At 73.8% G+C, this 20027-nt stretch carries 22 protein-coding genes; 10 read left to right on the top strand and 12 right to left on the bottom strand.

Annotated features, from left to right (window positions below):
- The first annotated feature begins 68 nt into the window (after window positions 1-68).
- Window positions 69-1436, top strand: coding sequence for an NAD(P)/FAD-dependent oxidoreductase (locus ACIGXE_RS07580; protein ID WP_399744509.1), 1368 nt, complete (start codon window positions 69-71; stop codon window positions 1434-1436).
- A 161-nt stretch (window positions 1437-1597) separates the two neighbouring features.
- Here the strand turns inward: ACIGXE_RS07580 and ACIGXE_RS07575 are convergent, their stop codons facing one another.
- The 3 genes from ACIGXE_RS07575 to ACIGXE_RS07565 all read right to left on the bottom strand — a co-directional run bounded on the left by ACIGXE_RS07575 (window position 1598) and on the right by ACIGXE_RS07565 (window position 3836).
- Window positions 1598-2068, bottom strand: coding sequence for a hypothetical protein (locus tag ACIGXE_RS07575; protein ID WP_399744507.1), 471 nt, complete (start codon window positions 2066-2068; stop codon window positions 1598-1600).
- Between the two features lie 152 nt (window positions 2069-2220).
- Window positions 2221-2934: a helix-turn-helix domain-containing protein gene (locus ACIGXE_RS07570; RefSeq protein WP_399744505.1), complete on the bottom strand. Its 714-nt coding sequence runs from the start codon at window positions 2932-2934 to the stop codon at window positions 2221-2223.
- Window positions 2935-3071: 137 nt separating this feature from the next.
- Window positions 3072-3836: a hypothetical protein gene (locus tag ACIGXE_RS07565; protein ID WP_399744503.1), complete on the bottom strand. Its 765-nt coding sequence runs from the start codon at window positions 3834-3836 to the stop codon at window positions 3072-3074.
- Between the two features lie 144 nt (window positions 3837-3980).
- On the opposite strand from ACIGXE_RS07565, the gene ACIGXE_RS07560 reads away from it, so the two are divergent.
- The 3 genes from ACIGXE_RS07560 to ACIGXE_RS07550 all read left to right on the top strand — a co-directional run bounded on the left by ACIGXE_RS07560 (window position 3981) and on the right by ACIGXE_RS07550 (window position 6090).
- The gene (locus tag ACIGXE_RS07560; RefSeq protein ID WP_399744501.1) at window positions 3981-4469 is read left to right on the top strand and encodes a GNAT family N-acetyltransferase; all 489 of its coding nucleotides are present in this window, start codon (window positions 3981-3983) and stop codon (window positions 4467-4469) included.
- A 65-nt stretch (window positions 4470-4534) separates the two neighbouring features.
- Window positions 4535-5614, top strand: coding sequence for a dihydrodipicolinate reductase (locus ACIGXE_RS07555; protein WP_399744500.1), 1080 nt, complete (start codon window positions 4535-4537; stop codon window positions 5612-5614).
- On the top strand, window positions 5611-6090 hold the full coding sequence (locus ACIGXE_RS07550) for a carboxymuconolactone decarboxylase family protein (protein ID WP_399744499.1): 480 nt from the start codon (window positions 5611-5613) through the stop codon (window positions 6088-6090). Before ACIGXE_RS07555 ends, ACIGXE_RS07550 begins: the two co-directional genes overlap by 4 nt.
- 60 nt (window positions 6091-6150) lie before the next feature.
- Here ACIGXE_RS07550 and ACIGXE_RS07545 read toward each other — a convergent pair whose 3' ends face one another.
- The 3 genes from ACIGXE_RS07545 to ACIGXE_RS07535 all read right to left on the bottom strand — a co-directional run bounded on the left by ACIGXE_RS07545 (window position 6151) and on the right by ACIGXE_RS07535 (window position 9223).
- Window positions 6151-7806, bottom strand: coding sequence for a GMC oxidoreductase (locus ACIGXE_RS07545; protein ID WP_399744497.1), 1656 nt, complete (start codon window positions 7804-7806; stop codon window positions 6151-6153).
- A gap of 281 nt (window positions 7807-8087) precedes the next feature.
- The gene (locus ACIGXE_RS07540) at window positions 8088-8378 is read right to left on the bottom strand and encodes a hypothetical protein (protein ID WP_399744495.1); all 291 of its coding nucleotides are present in this window, start codon (window positions 8376-8378) and stop codon (window positions 8088-8090) included.
- A gap of 80 nt (window positions 8379-8458) precedes the next feature.
- Window positions 8459-9223 carry an alpha/beta fold hydrolase gene (locus ACIGXE_RS07535; RefSeq protein WP_399744493.1) on the bottom strand — a complete coding sequence of 255 codons (765 nt, stop codon included), beginning with the start codon at window positions 9221-9223 and terminating at the stop codon, window positions 8459-8461.
- Between the two features lie 160 nt (window positions 9224-9383).
- On the opposite strand from ACIGXE_RS07535, the gene ACIGXE_RS07530 reads away from it, so the two are divergent.
- The 4 genes from ACIGXE_RS07530 (at window position 9384) to ACIGXE_RS07515 (ending at window position 14218) form a co-directional block, all read left to right on the top strand.
- Window positions 9384-11903: a SpoIIE family protein phosphatase gene (locus tag ACIGXE_RS07530; protein ID WP_399744491.1), complete on the top strand. Its 2520-nt coding sequence runs from the start codon at window positions 9384-9386 to the stop codon at window positions 11901-11903.
- 163 nt (window positions 11904-12066) lie between these two features.
- Window positions 12067-12333 carry a type B 50S ribosomal protein L31 gene (locus ACIGXE_RS07525; RefSeq protein ID WP_399744489.1) on the top strand — a complete coding sequence of 89 codons (267 nt, stop codon included), beginning with the start codon at window positions 12067-12069 and terminating at the stop codon, window positions 12331-12333.
- Between the two features lie 117 nt (window positions 12334-12450).
- The gene (locus ACIGXE_RS07520) at window positions 12451-13290 is read left to right on the top strand and encodes an NAD(P)H-binding protein (RefSeq protein WP_399744486.1); all 840 of its coding nucleotides are present in this window, start codon (window positions 12451-12453) and stop codon (window positions 13288-13290) included.
- Window positions 13291-13456: 166 nt separating this feature from the next.
- A complete protein-coding gene (locus ACIGXE_RS07515) occupies window positions 13457-14218 on the top strand; it encodes an alpha/beta fold hydrolase (protein ID WP_399744484.1) in 762 nt (253 codons plus the stop codon).
- A 101-nt stretch (window positions 14219-14319) separates the two neighbouring features.
- Here the strand turns inward: ACIGXE_RS07515 and ACIGXE_RS07510 are convergent, their stop codons facing one another.
- Window positions 14320-14817, bottom strand: a complete 498-nt coding sequence (locus ACIGXE_RS07510) for a peptidylprolyl isomerase (protein ID WP_399744482.1) — start codon at window positions 14815-14817, stop codon at window positions 14320-14322.
- Between the two features lie 133 nt (window positions 14818-14950).
- Window positions 14951-15169 (bottom strand): hypothetical protein, encoded by a 219-nt coding sequence (locus ACIGXE_RS07505; RefSeq protein WP_399744480.1) that lies wholly within the window; start codon window positions 15167-15169, stop codon window positions 14951-14953.
- Window positions 15170-15350: 181 nt separating this feature from the next.
- On the opposite strand from ACIGXE_RS07505, the gene ACIGXE_RS07500 reads away from it, so the two are divergent.
- Window positions 15351-15872, top strand: a complete 522-nt coding sequence (locus ACIGXE_RS07500; RefSeq protein WP_399744478.1) for a hypothetical protein — start codon at window positions 15351-15353, stop codon at window positions 15870-15872.
- Window positions 15873-16071: 199 nt separating this feature from the next.
- Here ACIGXE_RS07500 and ACIGXE_RS07495 read toward each other — a convergent pair whose 3' ends face one another.
- Both ACIGXE_RS07495 and ACIGXE_RS07490 read right to left on the bottom strand, forming a co-directional pair.
- Window positions 16072-16950, bottom strand: coding sequence for a YhjD/YihY/BrkB family envelope integrity protein (locus ACIGXE_RS07495; protein WP_399744476.1), 879 nt, complete (start codon window positions 16948-16950; stop codon window positions 16072-16074).
- 96 nt (window positions 16951-17046) lie between these two features.
- Window positions 17047-17520: a winged helix-turn-helix transcriptional regulator gene (locus ACIGXE_RS07490; protein WP_399744474.1), complete on the bottom strand. Its 474-nt coding sequence runs from the start codon at window positions 17518-17520 to the stop codon at window positions 17047-17049.
- A 111-nt stretch (window positions 17521-17631) separates the two neighbouring features.
- Here ACIGXE_RS07490 and ACIGXE_RS07485 point away from each other — a divergent pair, with 111 nt between their 5' ends.
- Window positions 17632-18120 (top strand): PaaI family thioesterase, encoded by a 489-nt coding sequence (locus tag ACIGXE_RS07485; RefSeq protein WP_399744473.1) that lies wholly within the window; start codon window positions 17632-17634, stop codon window positions 18118-18120.
- A 42-nt stretch (window positions 18121-18162) separates the two neighbouring features.
- Here ACIGXE_RS07485 and ACIGXE_RS07480 read toward each other — a convergent pair whose 3' ends face one another.
- A complete protein-coding gene (locus ACIGXE_RS07480) occupies window positions 18163-18540 on the bottom strand; it encodes a luciferase family protein (protein ID WP_399744470.1) in 378 nt (125 codons plus the stop codon).
- An 83-nt stretch (window positions 18541-18623) separates the two neighbouring features.
- Window positions 18624-19790 (bottom strand): PP2C family protein-serine/threonine phosphatase, encoded by a 1167-nt coding sequence (locus ACIGXE_RS07475; RefSeq protein ID WP_399744468.1) that lies wholly within the window; start codon window positions 19788-19790, stop codon window positions 18624-18626.
- Window positions 19791-20027 lie beyond the last annotated feature (237 nt).

Raw genomic sequence — 20027 nt, 5'->3', positions numbered from 1 at the left:
CCGGTTAGTCAGCCTAGTAGGACCGTCGATCCGTCGGCGGCCAGGACGTGGAAGGGCGGACTGACACCGTGTCTCGACCGAGAATCCTCGTGGTGGGCGCCGGTTTCGCCGGGGTCGCGTGCGTACGGCGCCTCGAACGGCGGCTGGTCGGGCGGGAGGCGGCGATCTCGCTGCTCTCGCCCTTCGCGTACCAGCTCTATCTGCCCCTGCTCCCCCAGGTCGCCTCCGGCGTCCTCACCCCGCAGTCGGTCGCCCTGTCCCTGCGCCGCAGCGAGCGGCACCGGACCCGGATCATCCCCGGCGGCGCGGTCGGCATCGACACCGACGCCAAGGTCTGTGTCGTGCGGACCATCACGGGCGAGCTGGAGACCGAGCCGTACGACTACCTGGTCCTCGCGCCCGGCAGCGTCACCCGCACCTTCGACATCCCGGGGCTCGCGGAGCACGCCCGCGGCATGAAGACGCTCGCCGAGGCGGTGTACATCCGGGACCACGTCATCGCCCAGCTCGACCTCGCCGACGCGAGCCAGGACGAGGCCGAGCGGGCGGCACGTCTGCAGTTCGTGGTGGTCGGCGGCGGATACGCGGGCACCGAGACCGCGGCCTGTCTCCAGCTGCTCACCGCCAACGCGGTCAAGCGCTATCCCCGGCTCGACCCCAAGCTCATCAAGTGGCACCTGGTCGACATCGCGCCCGCGCTGATGCCCGAGCTCGGGCCCAAGCTGGGCGCGGCGGCCCTGTCGATCCTGCGCCGGCGCGGCATCGAGATCTCCCTCGGCGTGTCCGTGGCCTCGGTGGACGAGGAGAACGTGACGCTCACGGACGGCCGGGTGCTGCCCTGCCGGACCCTCATCTGGACGGCCGGGGTCGCGGCGAGCCCGCTCATCGGGACGCTCGGCGCCGAGACCCTGCGCGGCCGGCTCGTGGTCGAGGCGGACATGTCGGTCCCGGGGCTGCCCGGCGTGTACGCGCTGGGTGACGCGGCGGCGGTGCCGGACCTGGCGAAGGGCGAGAAGGGGGCGATCTGCCCGCCGACCGCGCAGCACGCGATGCGCCAGGGCAAGGTGATCGCCGACAACCTCGTGGCGACGCTGCGGGGCGAGCGGACCCGTCCGTACGAGCACAAGGACCTGGGCCTGGTGGTGGACCTCGGTGGTCTGGACGGAGTCTCCAAGCCGCTGGGGGTGGAACTCCACGGCATGCCCGCGCAGGCGGTCGCCCGCGCCTACCACTGGGGCGCGCTCCGCACGAACGTGGCCAAGACCCGGGTGATGACGAACTGGCTGCTCAACGCGGTGGCCGGGGACGACTTCGTGCGCACGGGCTTCCTGGCCTCGAAGTCCGGCACGCTGCGCGACTTCGAGTACACGGACGCCTACCTCACCCCCGAGCAGGTCCGCGCCAAGACGGCCTCCCTGCGCGCCACCTCGTCCTGAGGTCGGCGCGCCGGGCGGCGTGTGCGCCCCGGCCCCGTGCCGGGACGTCTTCGAACCCGACGGCCGTGGCCGGGAACGCCGTCACCGCCCCGCCGGTGCGCCACCCGCGAGCGGGTCACGGCGCACCGGCGGGCCGGATCGGCCGGGCGGCCGACGACGCGTCAGATGTCGATGACGCGGTAGGCGATCGTGTAGACGCCGCCGGAGCCCTCGAGGGAGCGGTACTGGATCTCGGAGCCGACCTCGCTGCCGGTGACCAGGGTCGCGCCCAGCTTGTCGTCGCCGCCGAAGGTGTCCTTGTCCCAGAGCGTGAGCGTGCGGGCCTGCTCACGGCCGAGGACGAGGGCCGCGTTGCCGTTGCCGTCGGTCAGGGAGCGCACGTAGTTGGTGCCCATGGTCTGGTACGTGATCCCGTTGCCGGGCCACACCTTGACCTGGTTGCCGTTGGCGTCGGTGATGTTGAGGTACGCCTCGTCGTGGTCGCCCTCGCTCTGCTGGTGGCAGGTGAGCTGGATGAGCTCGATCTTCACGTAGTCGATCGGCTCGGCCTGCGCGGTGCCGGCGAAGACCCCGAGGCTGCCGAGCCCGAGCAGGGCGGCGGTGGCGATGCGGACGCTGCGGTTCTTGCGCATGGTGGAAATCCCCCTTTGTGACGTCACTGCTGTGACGTTCCGTGGTGCGTCCCGCCGTTCCGGCGGGCCGTTCGTGCCGTTCCCCTCGGCACGTCCCCTACTGTGCCCGGCCCGCCCGGTCCTGTTCTACGCGCGTTCCGCTGGACGGAACATCACGCGGACGGCACGCTCTGCCGTCTCGCCGACGGCACGGTCTGCCGTCCTCGGGCGAGGCTCCGGGCGAGGGCGGCGCCGGCCTCGGCGACGGCCGCGGCCAGCGGTTCGAGCCGTCGGCCCGCCTTCACCATCCCGGCGATCGCGGCCACCGTGCGCCCGTCCGGCGCCCGCACGGGGACGGCCGCGCAGCACACGCCGGCCATCACGTCCTCGCGGTCGTACACGGCGTCCGCGCGCCGCGGCCCGCGCAGCGCCGCGCCGGCGGCCGTGTCGAGGCGGAAGGCCACCCCGTCCCGTACCGGCACCACGGCTTCCAGTGCGCCCGGCACCGAACTCACCGTCAGCGCCTGGTCCTCGCGCATCACGACGAGCACCACGCTGGCCCCGGTCAGCGACCGCAGCCGGTGCATCGGCTGCCGGGCGGCGGTCCGCAGGCCGGGGTGCGGCTCCCACGCGAGGCCGAGCCGGTAGAGCTGCGGGCCGACCCGGTAGCGCCGGTCGCGGCGTTCGACGGCGCCGACGGCCACGAGCTGGTCGAGGAGCCGGTGCGCGGTGCCCTTCGGGACCCCGCAGGCCTGGGCCAGCTCGGTGACCCCCGCCGCCTCGTCGCCGAATCCCCGCAAGGCCTCCAGGAGCGCGAACGCCCCTTCCAGCACACCCCGCCCCCGGCCGGTCGTGGTGCCGCTTCCCGGCATGTCCGTGTACGCCACGTGCGCCCCCCTGGTTCTCCTCGCGCCCGGCCGGTGTCCCCCTTGGCGCGGCTCCCGGACGCAGAGGACACCATGCGGCAGAACGGACGTACCGGCCAAGTGTTTGCGCACGACGGCGCGGCGGGGCTTCCCGCCGGTCAGCCGGCGAGCGCCGCGGCCGGTCCCATCACGACGACGGGCTCCCGGGCCGGGTCCAGGGCGCGCAGCAGCTCCGCCATGTGCGCGCGGAGCAGCGAGACACAGGCCTGGGTGGGGCCGCCGTGGTCGACGTGGATCCAGACGCCACCGCCCCTCTCGGGGCCGAGCGGGCGCTCCTTGTCGAGCGGGGTCCTGCCCGGGACGCGGTTGTAGTCGATGGCGACGACGTAGTCGAAGGAGCCCTCGAGGGGCTCGCCGAGGAAGCCGGTGCCCGACACGGTGAACTCCTCGTCCTGGTCGTAGGGCAGGCGTGTCCCGGGGTCGGGCAGCCGGCCGCCGGCGTCGCCGATCCGGAACACGCCCATGGGCGAGCGCAGATCGTCCGCCATGTGGTCGTCGGTCCAGCCGCGCAGGGCGTTGTGCCCGGTCCACGGCCCGGCCACGCGGTGCCAGCGGCCGGCCGCGTCCCGCTCGTGGAGCGTGGCGGTGGCGATGCTGCCGTCGGGGCCGTCGCCGCTGACCACGAGGGCCTGGGTGGTGCTTCCCGGGATGCGGGCGTGCGTCCGCGGGCCGATTCCGGGGATGCGGACGGGGGCGCGGTTCGCGCCGTCGCGCGCGTCCGGCGCCGGGGCCTTGGGCGAAGCGGCCGCCGGGCCGTGGGCCGGTGCCGCGGCGGGGAGCCGGAGCGCGCCGCAGCCGGTCAGCGCCAGGGCCGCGGACAGGGCGCAGGCGAGCGCCGTCGCGGTGCTCTTGCGGACGGGCATGGGTCGGCCACCTCCGAGGTCGGGGCAATGCCGGCATCCGTACCCGGTCGGCGCCCGGCCTGTCGCCCGGTACCGTCTCCTCACCCGTCCGGGCGAGGAGACAAAGAAGTTGACGCCCCGTCGGGGGCAGGGTTGGCTGCCCGGGTGAGCGACCCGAACGGCGCACTGCGCATCGAGAGCATCGACCCGGCCGATCCGACGGCCTCCCCGCGCCTCCTGGCGGACTGGCGGCTGATCCACAACACGATCATCCCCACGGCCCCGCTGTCCGAGGACGACGTGCGCGCCCGCGCCGGCCGCAACCGGCTCGACGTCGCGTACCTGGCCGGCACGGCCGTCGGCTGCTCCACCGTCCGCCCGCCGGACGAGGAGACCCCCGCCGCCACCGTCATCTCCCGGATCCTGCCCGCGTACCGGGGCCGCGGGTACGGCACGGCGCTGTACGAGCGGGGTCTCGCGCAGGCCCGGACGCTGAGCGACGCGGGCGTGGAGACCGTGGTGCTCGCGAGCAACGCGGAGGGGCTGCGCTTCGCCCTGGCCCGCGGCTTCGTCGAGACCGAGCGGTACCTCCTGCCGGGCGACAGGGTGCCGTTCGTGACCCTGCGGCTCGACGAGGACGCCGTCAGCTTCTGACGTTCCGTCAGATCTGGTCGGTCAGACCTCTGGGAACCTCACGGCCCCGGCGCTACCCTCCGCGCATGATTCCGACCGTGGTATGGGGAACCGGAAATGTCGGGCGGGCGGCGATCCGAGCCGTCGACGCCCATCCGGCGCTCGCACTCTCGGCCGTCCTCGTCGCGAACCCCGCCAAGGTCGGCCGTGACGCGGGCGAGCTGGCCGGGCTCGGGCGCGCGCTCGGCGTCGCGGCCCGGGACGACGTCGAGGCGGTGCTGGCCGAGCGGCCGCGCGCCGTCGTGTACGCGGCGTCCGGGGACATGCGCCCGGACGAGGCGCTCGCCGACGTGGTGCGGGCGGTACGGGCCGGGGCCGTCGTGGTGACGCCCTCGCTGTATCCGCTCTACGACCAGCGGGGCGCGCCCCCGGAGTTCCGCGAGCCGGTCCTGGCGGCCGTGAAGGAGGGCGGCGGCTCGCTCTTCGCCTCGGGCGTGGACCCCGGCTGGGGCAACGACGTGCTGCCGCTGCTCGTGAGCGGTCTGGGCAGCACGGTGGAGGCGATCCGCTGCCAGGAGATCTTCGACTACTCCACGTACGAGCAGGAGGAGTCGGTCCGGTATCTCGTCGGCATGGGGCAGCCCATGGAGTACGAGCCGCCGATGCTGCTGCCGTCGGTGCCGACGATGGTGTGGGGCGGACAGCTCCGCCTGATGGCACGGGCGCTCGGGGTCGAGCTCGACGAGATCCGCGAGACGCTGGAGCGGCGTCCGCTGGAGACGACGGTGCGGACCCGGACGATGGGCGAGTTCACGGCCGGCACCCAGGGCGCGGTCCGCTTCGAGGTGCAGGGCATCGTCGACGGCGAGCCGCGCCTGGTGATCGAGCACGTGACCCGGATCCATCCGGACTGCGCCCCGGACTGGCCGGTGCCGCCGGACGGGGCGGGGGCGCACCGGGTGATCGTGGAGGGCCGGCCGCGGATCGAGGTGACCGTGGAGGCGACGGACGAGGGCGAGAACCGGTCGGCGGGCGGGAACGCGACCGCCGTGGGACGGCTCGTGGGGGCCGTCGACTGGCTCGCGGAGGCGGAGCCGGGGCTGTACGACGCGCTGGACGTGCCGTTGCGCCCGGCGGTGGGGAAGCTGGGAAGGAGACCGCGGTGATCATCGACATTCCCGAGGGGCAGGAGCCGATCGGGTACGTATGGGGCGACATGGTCCCCGGGATCGGGATGGCGGCGGCGAACTTCTCGCTGTCCGTGTACGCCCACACGACCCTGGGGCTGCGCGAGTTCGAGGCGGCACGGCTGCGGATCGCGCAGATCAACGGCTGCAGGTTCTGTCTGGACTGGCGCACGGACCGGGACGGGGAGAAGGTCGAGGAGGAGTTCGCGGACGCCGTCCTGGAGTGGCGGACGACGGAGGCCTTCGACGAGCGGACGCGGCTGGCCGCGGAGTACGCGGAGCGGTACGCGCTGGACCACCACCACCTGGACGAGGAGTTCTGGGCGCGGATGACGGCGGCGTACAGCCAGGTGGAGATCGTGGAGCTGACGATGAGCCTGGGGTCGTGGCTGGCCTTCGGGCGGCTCAACCGGGTCCTCGGACTCGACACGGTGTGCGTGCTGCCGACGCACTGAGCGCGGAAGGGGGCCGGTCGGGCTGTCGCCCGGCCGGCCCCCTTCGTGTGCGCGCCCGTCCTACAGGTCGGTCGCGATGATCTTCTCGATGTTGCGTTCGGCGAGGGCCGTGATCGTGACGAACGGGTTGACGCTCGTGCTGCCCGGGATGAGCGCGCCGTCGATGACGTACAGGCCGTTGTAGCCGCGCAGGCGGCCGTAGTTGTCGGTGGCGCTGCCGAGGACGGCGCCGCCGAGCGGGTGGTACGTGAGATGGTCGCCCCAGATCTTGTACGTGCCGAAGAGGTCCGTGCGGTAGATCGTCCCCTCCTTGGCGTTGATCTTGTCGAAGATGGTCTTGGCCGCGTCGATGGAGGTCTGCTTCCAGGCGCGGTCCCAGTTCAGGTCGACGCGACCGGTGGCGGCGTTCCAGCTGAACGCGGCGCGGTGCGGCGTCTTCGTGATGGACAGGTAGAAGGACGCGTAGGTCTCGATGCCGGTGGGCAGCGGGGCGACCTCGGCGAAGGCGCCCCCGGCGTCCCAGTTGTCGATGCCGGCGGTGGGCATGGCGGACTGGAGTTTGCCGGTGGGGTCCCACATGTGGTTGGCCCGGCCGCACATGACGTTGCCGTTGTCGCCCCAGCCCTTGCCGACCTGGTCGTTGAGGGCGGGCAGGGAGCCGGTGGCCTTGAGACGGGTGAGGAGCTTGCTGGTGCCGACGCTGCCGGCGGCGAAGAACACCCGGTCGGCGGTGACGGTCTTGGTCTCGACGGTGGCTCCGGTGGTGTCGAGCCGGTCGATGGTGACGGTGTAGCCGCCGCCGGACGCGGGGGCGACGTCGGTGACCTTGTGGAGCGGCGAGACGGCGACGCGGCCGGTCTCGGCGGCCCGGGCGAGATAGGTCTTCTGGAGGCTCTTCTTGCCGTGGTTGTTGCCGTAGATGACCTCGCCCTCCAGGGCGGACCTGGGTACGGCCCCCGCGGCCTCCTGCTTCATGTAGTCCCAGTCGTAGACGTTGGGCACGAAGACGAAGGGGAAGCCGGAGCGTTCGGCGTGCTTACGGCCGACGCGGGCGTACTGGTAGCAGTCGGCGCTCTCCCACCAGGCCTGGTCCACGCTGGTGACGCCGAGTCCGGCGTTGGCGCGCGGGTAGTAGGTGGCGTACATCTCGGCAGGGTCGACGGTCGGGAGGAGCGACGGGAACACCTCGCGGCGCGGGGTGACGGCCATGCCGCCGTTGACGAGGGAGCCCCCGCCCACACCGCGGCCCTGGTAGACGGTGATGCCGGCGAAGTCCTCGGCGTCGAGGATGCCGGTGTAACAGGGGACGTCCTTGTCGAGCGGGAAGCCGAGGAAGTTGCTGAGCGGCTGCTTGGTGCGCGTGCGCAGCCAGAAGGAGCGGTAGTCGGGTTTCGTGGTGTTGGCGAAGATCTTGCCGTCGGGCCCGGGGGTGTCCCAGGCCATGCCCATCTCGATCATGTGGACGTCGACGCCGGCCTGGGCGAGCCGGAGGGCGGCGACGGAGCCGCCGTATCCGGTGCCGACGACGACGGCGGGGACGTGGGCGCCCGAGGGGATCGGGGCGCAGACGGCGGCGACCTCGGCGGGGGTGGCGGCGTGCGCGGTGCCGGCATGCCCGGCGAGCGCCAGGCCTCCCAGAAGAGAACCGGTTCCAGTGACGAACCGACGGCGGGTCAGACCTCTGGATGGCGAGGCCGGAAGGGATCTGTCACTCACGTGATGTTCCTCACTTCAGGAGTGAATGGGAACATGTTCTACTGGCGCGTTCGTGGGAAGTCACGCGAAACCGCCGGGTAACTTACGGCTGAAAAGTGCCGTTTTCGATCACGGCCAGGCAGGGGCGGGCACCGGGCGCCTGAGCCGGGCGGCGGCCACCGGCCTCCCGCGAGTGGGACCACCGGCACCGGGCGCCAGGGACGGGGTCGGCCACCAGCCATCCGCACCGGCCGGGCACCAGGGCGCGCCGTGAGCGGGAGGATCGCCGAGCTCGGGCGCGGCTAGCGCTCCTGGTTCCGGGAGTCGTCGGCGCCGCCGTTCTTTCCGGCGGCGGAGCTCAGAGCGGCCACCAGGATCCCGGCGAGGGCCGCCCAGGCCACGGCGCCGGGTCCGGAGACGCGCCAGCCGAACGCGGCCAGGAGCGTTCCCGCGCAGATTCCGGCGGTGAGGGCGCGCCGGTCGCGGAGGAAGGCGAGGGTGTGCCGGGCGGTACCGGGCCTGCGCCGCTCGCGCAGCGCGAGACGGCAGACCAGCAGCGCCGCGGCCACCGCCGCGGTCAGGGCGAGGATCATGCCGCCCACCCCCTCTTTCCGCGGCCCGGCCGGTCCGTCCTCCTGCGGACAGTGTCCCCGGCCGGGGCCGCGGGCGCGCGTCAGGCGGCCAGGAAGGCCTCGATCGCGTCGGCGAGGGCCTTGGGGGTCTCCTCGGGGGCGTAGTGGCCCGCCTCGGGGAGGACCTCGAGCCGGGCGTTGGGGTACCAGCGCAGCCAGGTGGACTCCATGGCCTCCGCGCCGAGCGCCGGGTCGTGCGCGCCGACGACGAGGAGGACAGGGGCCGGGTTGTCGCGGACGCGCTCGTGGAAGTCGGTGCGGGACCAGGAGTCGAGGTAGGCGCGGAAGGCGGTGGCCGAGGAGCGCCGCAGGGAGCGCTCCACCAGGCCGGAGAGCCAGACGTCGTCGTACCGGCCGCCGGTGGTGTTGTCGATGATGGCCCGGCGGTTGCCGGGGTTCTCGGCGGCCCCGGCGAAGAGCTCCCAGGTGTCCGCGTCGAGCGGGAAGCCGGCCGCGGAGACCGGGGAGATCCCGATGATCGAGCGCACCCGCTCGGGCGCGTCGAGCAGCATCAGCTGGGCCGCCTTGCCGCCCATGGAGTGGCCGACGACCGAGAAGCTGTCCCAGCCGAGGTCGTCCGCGACGGCGAGGGCGTCGGCCGCGACCTCCTCCATCGTGTAGGCGCCCTCCGCGTCGATGGCCTCGCCGTAGCCCCGGCAGTCGAGGAACGCGTAGGACCCGGCCGCGTCGTCGAGGTGGTCCCGCAGCGGCCCGAAGCTCGTGCGGTCGCCGAACCAGTTGTGCAGCACCAGCGCGCGGTGCGGCCCGCTGCCGTGTACGTCGTACGGAAGAACCCGGCCCGTCATCAGTCCCCCTGGTCGCGAGGTGGTGGGGCCGCACGCCCGCCGCGGCGGCCGAGGACCGAGTCTCGCGAGCGGCCGGGGGCCTGGTCAATGCCCCTGGAGGGTGGTTCCCGCGCGGGTACTCCGGATGCGTGGCCCTTCCGGGCGGGAGCATGCTGGCTGTGTGACCTCGTACGGCGCGGGAGGCCCCGCCCCGTCGGCCGAGACCGGGCCGCCGCCCCGGGACACCGCCGTCGACGGGACGACGGCGGACGCCCTGGGGGTGGTGCTCGCGGAGTCGGTCCTGCGGGCGGTCGAGGCGGTCGGCGGCTACGCGGGCGGGGTCTATCTGCGCTCGGGGACCCCGGGGCTGCTGCGGCTGGCCGTGCTCGCGGGCCTGCCGGGCTCGCTGTTCCGGCCCTGGTGGCGGATGCACGTGAACCGGCCGTTCCCCGTGGCGGAGGCGCACCGGTCGGGCCAGCCGGTCCACCTGGGGGACGTCGAGGAGGCCATGCGGCTCTTCCCTCAGCTGGTGGCGAGCCTGCCGTTCCCCTTCGCCTCCCTGTACACCCCGGTGATCAGCGGCCGGGAGCGGTTCGGCGTCCTGGTGGTGCTGCGCGACCCGACGCCGGGGGTGCCGGTGGACGCCCGGGACCGCGGCCGCATGCTCCAGGAGGCGCGCCGCCTGGGGGTGACGCTCGCGGAGCTCTCGGCGCACGGCACCCCGGTCGACTGGCCCGGCGAGCCGGTGTCCGTGCAGCTGCCGACCCGGACCGGCCCGCCGGTGCGGATCGGCTACTTCGACTGGAACCTGGACACCGGCACGGTCACCGCGGACCAGGGGCTCCGGGACATCCTGGGCGAGACCACCCCGTTCCCGTGGACCGTCAAGGCGCTGACCGCGCGGATGATGCCGGAGGACACGTACGCGCTGTGGGCGCTCGCCCGGCAGGCGGCGGGCTCCGGCGCGCCGGCCGCGCGCCGGATCCGGCTGAAGGGACCGGACGGCGGGCTGCACCTGCTGGAGGTGACCGCCCGCCCGCTGGGCGACGAGCGGGGCGGGAACCTGCTGACCGGCTCGCTCGTGGACCTCGGCACCGGGCTCGTCGGCTCCGACGCCACCGACCGGTTGCCCCGGGCGATCCTGGCGATCGACCGGCTCGGGCGGATCACCTACGTCAACGAGCGCACGGAGACGCTGCTGGGCCGGCCGCGCGGGACGCTGGCCGGGCGCCCGCTGTGGGAGGCGCTGCCCTGGTTCGCCCACCCGTACCACGAGGAGCAGCTGCGCGGGGCCCTGCTGTCGGACCAGCCGATCCACTTCCTGGCCCACCCGGACCGGGGCGCGTGGCTGTCCGTCTCGCTGTACCCGGGGCAGGACGGGGTGACGCTGGTCCTGGTGCCGGCGAGCGATCCGGCCGACAGTGCGCCCGAGGGCCTTCGCGGGCCGGACGACGACGGCCTGTCCGCGCCGGAGGGCCGGGCGGCGGCCATGTACCGTCCGGTGGCCCTCGCCATCGCGCTGTCCGAGGCGGTGACGGCGCGCCAGGTCTCGGCCGTGGTCACCGACGAGCTGCTGCCGGCCTTCGGCGGCCGGCAGCTGGCGATCTACCTGCTGAGCGAGCGGCATCTGTACCTGGCGTGGGAGACGGGCTTCCCGCCGGGCTTCCTGGAGCCCTTCGACGGGGTCGGCCTCGGTGCGCGGCTGCCCGGCGTGGAGACGCTCATGACGGGCCGGCCGCTGTTCTTCGAGTCCATGGACCAGCTGGGCACGGCCTATCCGGGGCTGCCGCTCGACACGCACACCGGGGCGCGGGCGTTCCTGCCGCTGATCGCCTCGGGACGCCCGGTGGGCTCGTGCATCCTCGGCTTCGACAAACCGCGCGGATTCACCGCCGAGGAGCGCACGGTGCTCACCGCGCTCGCGGGCCTGATCGCCCAGGCCCTGGAGCGGGCGCAGCGCTACGACTCGGAGTCGGCGCTCGCCCGGGGCCTGCAGGACGCCCTGCTCCCCCACCGGCTGCCGGTGTACGAGGGCGTGGAGACGGTGGGCCGTTACCTGCCGGGCACGCAGGGCATGGACGTGGGCGGGGACTGGTACGACGTGATCGAGACGTTCCCCGGGCGACTCGCCCTGGTCATCGGCGACGTCCAGGGCCACGGCGTGGCCGCGGCGGCGACGATGGGCCAGCTGCGCAGCGCCGTCCGGGCCTTCGCACTGGGCGGGCACCCGCCGGAGGACGTGGTGCGCGGCACGAACCGGCTGCTGATCGACCTCGACCCGGGCCAGTTCGCGAGCTGCTGCTACGTCGTCCTCGACCCGGAGACGGGAGGCGTGCAGGCGGCGCGGGCCGGACATCCGCAGCCGCTGCTGCGCCGGACGGACGGTTCCACCGAGGTGGTGCACCTCGCGGGCGGTGTGGTGCTCGGGGTCGACGACGCCGCCACGTATCCGGTGACGCGGCTGCGGCTCGAACCGGGCGAGGTCCTGGCCCTGTTCACGGACGGTTTGGTGGAGCGGCCGGACACGGACATCGACGAGGGCATCGAGCGGCTCCGCTGTACCTTCGCCGCGACGGGGACGGCGCCGCTCGCGGAGACCGCCGACCGCCTGATCCGGGAGGCGCGCCAGGCACCGGACCGTCCGGACGACATCGCCCTGCTGCTCGCGGCCCGCTCGCGCCCGCACGGGCGCCCGGCGTGACGGCACGCCACAGGCCGGCCGGCCCCGCCGGAAGCCGGGGCGGGTGGCCGGGGACGGTCCCGCCCGCGTCACCCGGTCGGGTCTGCGGCGCTGGTCGTGCGGGCGGCGGGCGGAGAGGCTGGGCGCACCGGGGGAAGACTGGCAGGCCGTCCGAGGAGGACATGTGCAGCAGGACAAGCAGCCGGAGTACGGCCCCGTGGTGTTCCGCGACCGTTCCGCCGGGTTCGCCTTTCTGACCCGGTCCACGGCGACCAGCGACCAGACCATCGAGTGGGACGACGGCAACACGTACCCGGTCGTCGACGTCGAGATCTCGTCCGAGAGCCACCCCTTCTACACGGGCAAGGCACGGACGGTGGACACCGAGGGCAGGATCGCGAAGTTCGAGCGCCGGTACGGCGAGGAGGGCGGCGGAGCGTCTCCGTCATAACTGGCCGGAGGATGACCACTTCACCTTCCAGGATGAGTGATGTGACCGCGGCGGGGCCCCAGGGCTCCGCCCGGCCGTTCTCTTGTCTCCCTTGTGTCTTTCTGGAAGGAACGCATCATGATCGTGGTCACCGGAGCGACCGGTAACGTCGGACGGCTGCTCGTGGAGGCGCTGGCCGCGGCCGGCGAGGACGTGACGGCGGTGAGCCGCCGCCCCGGTGCGGCACCGCTGCCCGAGGGCGTACGGCACCGGTCGGCCGACCTCGCCCGGCCGGAGGAGCTGGCGGCCGCCTTCGCGGGCGCCGACGCGGTGTTCCTGATGGTCGCCGGGGTCGGCGACGAACTGCGCCCGCGGGAGATCGTGGCCGCCGCCGTGGCGGCCGGGGTGCGCAGGCTCGTCCTGCAGTCCTCGCAACTGACCGGCACCCGCCCGGACTCCGCGTCCCACCGTCCGTTGCGGGAGTTCGAGGCCGCGGTGCGCGGTTCCGGTCTGGACTGGACGGTGCTGCGGCCCTCCGGCTTCGCGTCGAACGCCTTCCTGTGGGCCGACGCGGTGCGGACCGCGCGCACCGTGGCGGCGCCCTTCGCCGATGTGGCCCTGCCGGTCGTCGACCCGGCCGACATCGCCGATGTCGCCGCGGCCGCGCTGCGCGAGGACGGGCACGCCGGGCGCACCTACGTGCTGACGGGCCCGGCGGCCGTCACCCCGCGCGAACAGGTGGAGGCTCTCGCGCGGGCGGTGGACGCGCCGGTGCGGTTCGTGGCGCAGACGCGGGACGAGGCCCGGGAGCAGTTGGTGCGGTTCCTGCCGGAGGCGGCCGTGGAGGGGATGCTGACGGTGCTGGGCGAGCCGTACGCCGAGGAGCAGCGGGTGAGCCCCGACGTGCGGCGGGTGCTCGGGCGGGCCGGACGGCCCTTCTCGGCCTGGGCGGAGCGCAACGCCTTCGCCTTCGCGTGACAGCGAGCGCGAACGCGAGCCGGTGGGCCCGGCGTCGGAGGTGGGGCGCGCGCCGTGCGCCCCACCTCGAACGCCGGCGCGGGGGCCGTTGTCGGTGCCGCCCCGTAGGGTGACCGGCATCGGTGGGGAGCCCGGACCGACGGTGTGTCACGGAAGGCGAGGAGCCATGCGGGAGCTGTTCCTGGAGGAGTCGCGCGCCTTCGTGCGGTGGATCGACCTGCCGGGCTCCGGCGAGGGTCCCGCGCGGGTGTACGTGCACGGCCTGGGGTGCACCGGGGCCTCCGACTTCGCGCACGTCGCGGTGCATCCGGCGCTGGCGGGGCGGCGCTCACTCCTCGTCGACCTGCTGGGCTTCGGGCTGAGCGACCGGCCGCGCGATTTCGACTACCGCATGGAGTCGCAGGCGGCGGCCGTCGCCCGGATCCTCGACCACGAGGGTCTGAGCGGGGTGGAGCTGATCGGGCATTCGATGGGCGGGACCGTGGCGATCCGGCTGGCCGCGGCCCGGCCGGATCTGGTGGACCGGCTGGTGGTGGCCGAGCCCAATCTGTACGGGGGCGGTGGGGCGTTCTCCTCCCCCGTCGCCGCCCTGGACGAGGACTTCTTCGCCCGGGTGGGCTGCGCGGCGATGATCGCCGGGGCCTCCCGGCCGGACTACGCGGCGCGGCTGCGGCTCTCGGACCCGCGGGCGGTGCACCGCAGCGCGGTGGCGCTGGTGAAGGGTTCGGTGCCGTCGGCGGGCGCGCTCCTCGACGGGCTGCGGCGGCCCCGGGCCTTCCTGGTGGGCGAGTTCAGCCGGCCGTACGCCGATGCCGAGAAGGTCGCGGCGATGGGCGTACCGGTGTTCGAGGTCCCGGCGGCGGGGCACAACATGACGCTGGACAATCCGGACGGCTTCGCCCGGGCGCTGGCGCGCGCCCTCGCCTGAGCGGCGTCGCCCGCGAGCGGCGGGCCGGGGGTGCGACCGCCCCCGGGCCGGTGTGGCACGGGGGCGGTGGGCCACGCCGGGGCGTGGGCCGTGCGGTCGGATCAGGCCTCGACGACGCCGGACTTCGCGACGCGGATGTCGGCGCTGGTGGCGCCGGAGCGGGAGCCCAGGGACTCGACCTTGTCGACGACGTCCTGGCCCTCGACGACCTCGCCGAAGACGACGTGCTTGCCGTCCAGCCAGTCGGTCACGACGGTGGTGATGAAGAACTGCGAGCCGTTGGTGTTGCGGCCCGCGTTCGCCATCGACAGCAGGTACGGGCGGTCGTGCTTGCGCTTGAAGTTCTCGTCCTCGAACTTCTCGCCGTAGATGCTCTTGCCGCCGGTGCCGTTCTCGTTGGTGAAGTCACCGCCCTGGAGCATGAACTGGGGGATGACGCGGTGGAACGGGGAGCCGGCGTAGCCGAAGCCGTGCTGGCCGGTGGCGAGCTCGCGGAAGTTGCGGGCGGTCTTCGGGACGTCCTCGTCGTAGAGCTTGAAGACGATGCGGCCGGCCGACTCGCCGTTGATGGTGATGTCGAAGTAAACGTTGTTGCTCATGGGGACATCCTGTCATTCCCCGGGCACTGCGCGCGCACGGGCCGCCGCCTCCCGGGTGGTGGCGGCGGAAACGCCGTGCCCCGCACCGCCCTGGTGGGCGCCGCGGGGCGCGGGCGGGCCGGGGTGGCCGCGGTCAGAGCAGGCCGCCGACCTCCGAGATCGGGAGGGTGCCCGCGTCCTCGGCGGTCTCGCCCACCAGGGAGCCGACGGACTGGTCCTCCTGGAGGAGGCCGGTGACGCCGGGACCCGCCTCGCCGGGCTCCGCGGCGGAGGCGTTCGGGGTCGGGGTGACGAGGGCGGTGACGACGCCTGCGGCGAGGGAGGCGATGGCGAGCATGCTGCGCTTCTTCATGCCCTGGTCAACTACCGAGGGCGGCTGAGGTTACGGCGGCGCGCGCGGGGTTTCCGCACGCCGGCGCGCGCATACTGAGTCACATCGAAATATTCACCATTCGGACGGAACCACCCATTCGGTGCGAATGTCTTTCCCAGTGACACCACTGTCCCCATCGCAGGAAAGTTCGGGGGACGCCATGCTTCACCGTCAGACCCTCGCGGCCACGGCCGCGGGCATCCTTCTCGCCGGCGGGATCGGCGCCACGATCCCCGCGGGCGCCACGACCGCCCCCTCCCGTACGACCGCGCCGACCACGGCCCAGGTCGTCGACGTCCGCTGGGGCGGGCACCGCACCTTCGACCGACTCGTGATCGACGTCCGGGGCACGATGCCCCCGGTGAGCGTCAAGCCGGTGAAGGAGCTGCGTTACGACGGCTCGGGCAACCGGGTGCCGCTCGCCGGGAAGTTCTTCCTGGAGATCAAGCTCTCGCCCGCCGCCGCCCACAACGAGGCCGGCCAGTCCGTCTACAAGGGACCCCGGCTGGTCAGGATCCACCTTCCCGCGCTCAGGGGCGTCGCCCTCACCGGCGACTTCGAGGGCGTGGTCACCATCGGAGCCGCCTTCCAGAACAAGCCCCACTACCGGACCTTCGTGCTGCACTCCCCCGAGCGCTTCGTGCTCGACGTCGCGCACACCGCGCCCTTCTGCGGCTGGTGAGCCCACCCGCGGGGCGGTGGCCGCCGCCCCGCGGCCACCGCCCCGTCCCCCTGAGAGCTACCTCCCGGGACGACAGCGGGCGGGCCGCGTGGTGCCGTTCCCGTGGACGGTCAGCGGGGCGTGGCTGGTGCACGCGGGGTGGGCGCCGGTCGCGGCCGGGGTCGCGATCCTCTCGGTGGGACGTCGGGACCAGTGACGGTCAGGGCAGCCGGTCCTGCTCGCGGGCCTCGCGGCGCAGGCGGCGCAGCAGGAACACTTCGTGGACGAGCCGGCCGACCAGGGCACCCCCGTACACGACGAAGCCGACGCCGACGAGCCAGGACTGCAGGACGAGGACCGTGCCGAACTGTCCGTAGGTGACGGCGTTCGAGGCGATCAGCGGCGAGAAGACGAACGCGGAGAAGATCCGCAGACCCAGCAGGCCGAGGGAGGTGAGCACGGCGCCGGGCAGCAGGGCGCGCCAGCGGATGCGGCCGCAGAGCAGGAAGCGCTGGGACCACCAGAAGAACAGGAAGGTGCCGACCACGTCGCCGAGGGCGACGAGGGCGGTGGCGACGGCCGTGGAGCTCTCGGCGGGGGGCGTCGCCACGAAGACGAGGAGGGCGACGACAAGGACGCCGAGCCAGACAACGTGGCGCCACATCGTGTGCCAGCGGGCGGTGGGCAGGTCCCAGACCCGTTCGTAGCCGGTCTGGACGGCCGAGCCGAAGGTGACGCCGAAGGCGGCGAGGGCGGCGAGGCCGAAGGCGGTGGTGCGCTGCAGGGCGGCCCCCGGCTGGCCGAAGAGCCGTTCGATCTCCTCCTCGGAGACCTCGGAGACGCCGAGGCCCTGGACGAGCCAGCGGGCGAAGCCCTGACCGCTGGCGAGGTCGGCGGCGGCGACGACGATGAGGAGGGGGACGAGGGTGAGCAGGCTGAGGGCGGCGAACCCCATGGCGCGGTGCATGAGTTCCATCTCGCGCCCCCGGTTCCAGGCGAGTCCGACCGGGGAGATGAGGACCCGCTGGTGGAGCCGGTGGAACCAGTGGCCGTGCTCGGTGGGGGCACCGTCGTGCGGAGCACCGGAAGTGGGGGGCATGCCTCGTCGAGTACCCCGCCGGCCGGCCGAACCCGCCCGCCATGCCGCCGAACGGGTGCGTGGGGTCGCGGGGCCGGCGGCGCCGGGGCCACGGGGTCAGTCGCGCCGGGGGCGCGCCGCGGGGCCGGACCGGACGGTCACCTCGTACGGGCTGAGGGTCGCGTGGTCGTCGCCGCCGCAGACCACCTCCACGCGGACCGGGGCGCCGCAGTCGGCGTGCCGGATGTCGAGGGGCGTACCGGCGGGGTCCCCGGCGTGCGTGTCGCCCCACTGCTTCAGGGCGAGCAGCACGGGCCAGAGGTCCCGGCCCTTGGAGGTGAGGCGGTACTGGGAGCGGGTGCGGGCCCCGGGCTCACGGTAGGGCTCCACGCGCAGGACGCCGGCGGCGACGAGCTTGCGCAGCCGGTCGGCGAGGACGGCCTCGGAGAGCCCGATGTGGCGGCGGAAGTCGTCGTAGCGGCGCACCCCGTTGAAGGCGTCCCGCAGGATCAGCAGGGACCACTTCTCGCCCACCAGGTCGAGCGCGCGGCGGACCGGGCAGTTCTCGGTGTCCATGTCGAGGTAGTCCATCGTCACACTGTAGACAGCTGGCTGCGGCATTGACAGCCAGCTGACCGGACATCTAGCTTCGATCTTCGAAGCCAGATGGTGGGCGGACGCCCCGAGCGGAGGGAACCGGTGATGGAGCGGACACGGACGGTGCACTGGAACGACGCGGCGGCCACCGCCGAGGCCGCCGCGTCGATGGCCGGTCTCGACTTCCTCCGCGCGCTGATCGAGGGACGCCTGCCCGGGCCTCCGATCGGCGCGCTGCTCGGCTTCGGCCTGGACGAGGTCGAGCACGGGCGCGCGGTGTTCTCCTTCGAGCCGGGCGAGGAGCACTACAACCCGATCGGGAGCGTGCACGGCGGGGTCTACGCGACCCTGCTCGACTCCGCCGCGGGCTGCGCGGTGCACACCACCCTGCCCCAGGGCATGGCGTACACCTCGCTCGACCTGTCGACGCGTTTCCTGCGCCCGATCACGATGCACACGGGCAAGGTGCGGGCGATCGGCACGGTACTGAGCGCGGGCAAGCGCACCGCGCTGGCCGAGGCGGGCCTGTACGACGACCAGGACCGCCTGCTCGGGCACGCGACGAGCACCTGCATGCTGTTCCCGTTGGGCTGAACCGGTCGTCCCCGGCGGGCCGAACCGGCCTGCCGCGCCGGTTCAGGAGCGCGCGAAGGGGCGCCCGGTGCGGGTGCAGTGGTCGGGGGCGAGGTCGCCGGCCGGGTACGGGGCTCCGGTGGCCTGGAGCGCCGCGCTCACCAGGGTGGCCAGCAGGTCGATGTCCGAGCCCATGTCCAGACGCACCGTCACCCACCCGGAACCGGCACGCAGGCGCACCGCGCTCGATCCCAGGAGGGCCGGCCGGAGTCTGGCGATCATGGCGCGGGTCAGATGGACGTCGGCTTCGTGCTCACCATGGAAGTGCACGATCTCCTGCGTCGCGGTGCTCAGTCCGAGCTCAGCGCCGCACGGTGCACGTCCGGCGATCAGCGAGGGCCAGCTCATCAGGCGTTCACTGGCGTGCCTGGCTGTGTTCATACGAGGAGCGTGCCGCGCCGGAACGACCTGCACAAGCGTCCTGCCGAAACAATCCGGCCTCGGCGGGAAATCGCTGACTCGCCTCAGGTCGTGGGCCGTTCACGGACCCGGGCGGCGAGCACGGCGACGTCGTCCTCGGCGGTCCGCGCGGCGAGTCTCCGCAGCACCTCGTCGACGACCGTCTCCGGCCCCGAAACCGGCGGCAGCCGCAGCGCGGCGAGCCGTGCCAGCGAGACGTCGATGTCCTCGCCCCGCCGCTCGACCAGGCCGTCGGTGAAGAGCAGCAGGGTGTCCGACGGGCCGAGGGTGCGGACCTCCGGCTCGTAGCCCCCGAATCCGGTGCCGAGGGGCGGCCCCACGGGCAGGCCGACGAGTTCGGCCGAGCCGTCGGCGGCGAAGACGACCGGCGGGAGATGCCCGGCGCTGGCGAAGGTGGCCGTCGAGCGCGCCGGATCGACCTGGACGAGCAGACAGGTCGCGGGGCGCCGGCCTTCGTCCTCGGCGACGACCGCGTCGAGTTGACGCAGCACCCGGTGCGGCGGCAGGTCGGTTCCGGCCACCTCGCGCAGCGCGGTGCGGTAGGCGTTCATGTCGACGGCGGCGTCCAGGCCGTGCCCCATGACGTCCCCCACCACCAGCAGGCTGCGCCCGAAGTGGAGCCGCACGGTCTCGAACCAGTCGCCGCCGACCAGGGTTCGGGCGCCGGCGGGGAGGTAGCGGCCGGCGATCTCGAGATTGGGGTGCGGGCGGCCGGGCTCGGCGACGAGGGCCCGCTGCAGGTGCAGGGCGGTGGCCTCGGTGGCGGCGAGCCGGCGCGCGTGCCCGAGGTGGAGGCCGGCGAGCCGTACCGCGTGGGCCGCCACGGCCGATTCGTGCGCGGAGAACTCCCCGGCGGCCCGGGCCACCCGCACCCGGCCCAGCTCCTCGCCGTCCCCCGTCACCAGCGGCAGCGTGAGAAGCCTGGCGGCGTGGGGCCCTTCGGCGCCGCCGGATCCCTCCAGGAGCGCCTTCGGCCCCGCGACGACGGGGGCAGGGGTCCGACCGGTCTCGGGTCCGTCCGGCGCGAGGAGCTCGACGGCCGCGGCCTCGGCCACCCTGCGCGCCAGGAATCCGGCCAGCTCGGCGCAGACGGTCCGTTCGTCGAGCCGGGTGCCTATCTCGGCGGCCGCGTGCTCCAGGGCGTCGATCCGGGCGAGGACGGCCTCGTACTCGCCCTCCGGCAAGGACCGCTCCCCCGTTCGTTCCGACACCGTGCCTCCACGCCCGCTCTCGACTCCCTCCCATTCCATCAGCGGCCCGCCGCACCCGCGCGCGGCACCCCCCGGACCAGGCACGGGTCACCCTCCGTGAGGTCGGGGGCAGGACCGCCGGGGTGCGCGACGGCCGCCGGTCCGGGTCCGTCCACCGCCGAGCCGTGCCCGGGGGCGCGGACGGGGGTACGCTGCGACTACTGGCGGGTAACCCGGACGGTCTGCGGGTGACCCACG

It is taken from the genome of Streptomyces sp. NPDC053431, from assembly GCF_044544925.1.
Classification (GTDB): domain Bacteria; phylum Actinomycetota; class Actinomycetes; order Streptomycetales; family Streptomycetaceae; genus Streptomyces.
The sequence above is the reverse complement of the archived record's forward strand: the minus strand, read 5'-3'. Positions and strand labels throughout refer to the sequence as shown.

Coding starts and splice junctions, on each gene's coding strand:
- ACIGXE_RS07575 (WP_399744507.1), bottom strand. CDS start 2,068: ATGCGCAAGAACCGCAGCGTCCGCATCGCCACCGCCGCCCTGCTCGGG.
- ACIGXE_RS07565 (WP_399744503.1), bottom strand. CDS start 3,836: ATGCCCGTCCGCAAGAGCACCGCGACGGCGCTCGCCTGCGCCCTGTCC.
- ACIGXE_RS07555 (WP_399744500.1), top strand. CDS start 4,535: ATGATTCCGACCGTGGTATGGGGAACCGGAAATGTCGGGCGGGCGGCG.
- ACIGXE_RS07540 (WP_399744495.1), bottom strand. CDS start 8,378: ATGATCCTCGCCCTGACCGCGGCGGTGGCCGCGGCGCTGCTGGTCTGC.
- ACIGXE_RS07535 (WP_399744493.1), bottom strand. CDS start 9,223: ATGACGGGCCGGGTTCTTCCGTACGACGTACACGGCAGCGGGCCGCAC.
- ACIGXE_RS07520 (WP_399744486.1), top strand. CDS start 12,451: ATGATCGTGGTCACCGGAGCGACCGGTAACGTCGGACGGCTGCTCGTG.
- ACIGXE_RS07515 (WP_399744484.1), top strand. CDS start 13,457: ATGCGGGAGCTGTTCCTGGAGGAGTCGCGCGCCTTCGTGCGGTGGATC.
- ACIGXE_RS07510 (WP_399744482.1), bottom strand. CDS start 14,817: ATGAGCAACAACGTTTACTTCGACATCACCATCAACGGCGAGTCGGCC.
- ACIGXE_RS07505 (WP_399744480.1), bottom strand. CDS start 15,169: ATGAAGAAGCGCAGCATGCTCGCCATCGCCTCCCTCGCCGCAGGCGTC.
- ACIGXE_RS07500 (WP_399744478.1), top strand. CDS start 15,351: ATGCTTCACCGTCAGACCCTCGCGGCCACGGCCGCGGGCATCCTTCTC.
- ACIGXE_RS07495 (WP_399744476.1), bottom strand. CDS start 16,950: ATGCCCCCCACTTCCGGTGCTCCGCACGACGGTGCCCCCACCGAGCAC.
- ACIGXE_RS07490 (WP_399744474.1), bottom strand. CDS start 17,520: ATGGACTACCTCGACATGGACACCGAGAACTGCCCGGTCCGCCGCGCG.
- ACIGXE_RS07485 (WP_399744473.1), top strand. CDS start 17,632: ATGGAGCGGACACGGACGGTGCACTGGAACGACGCGGCGGCCACCGCC.
- ACIGXE_RS07480 (WP_399744470.1), bottom strand. CDS start 18,540: ATGAACACAGCCAGGCACGCCAGTGAACGCCTGATGAGCTGGCCCTCG.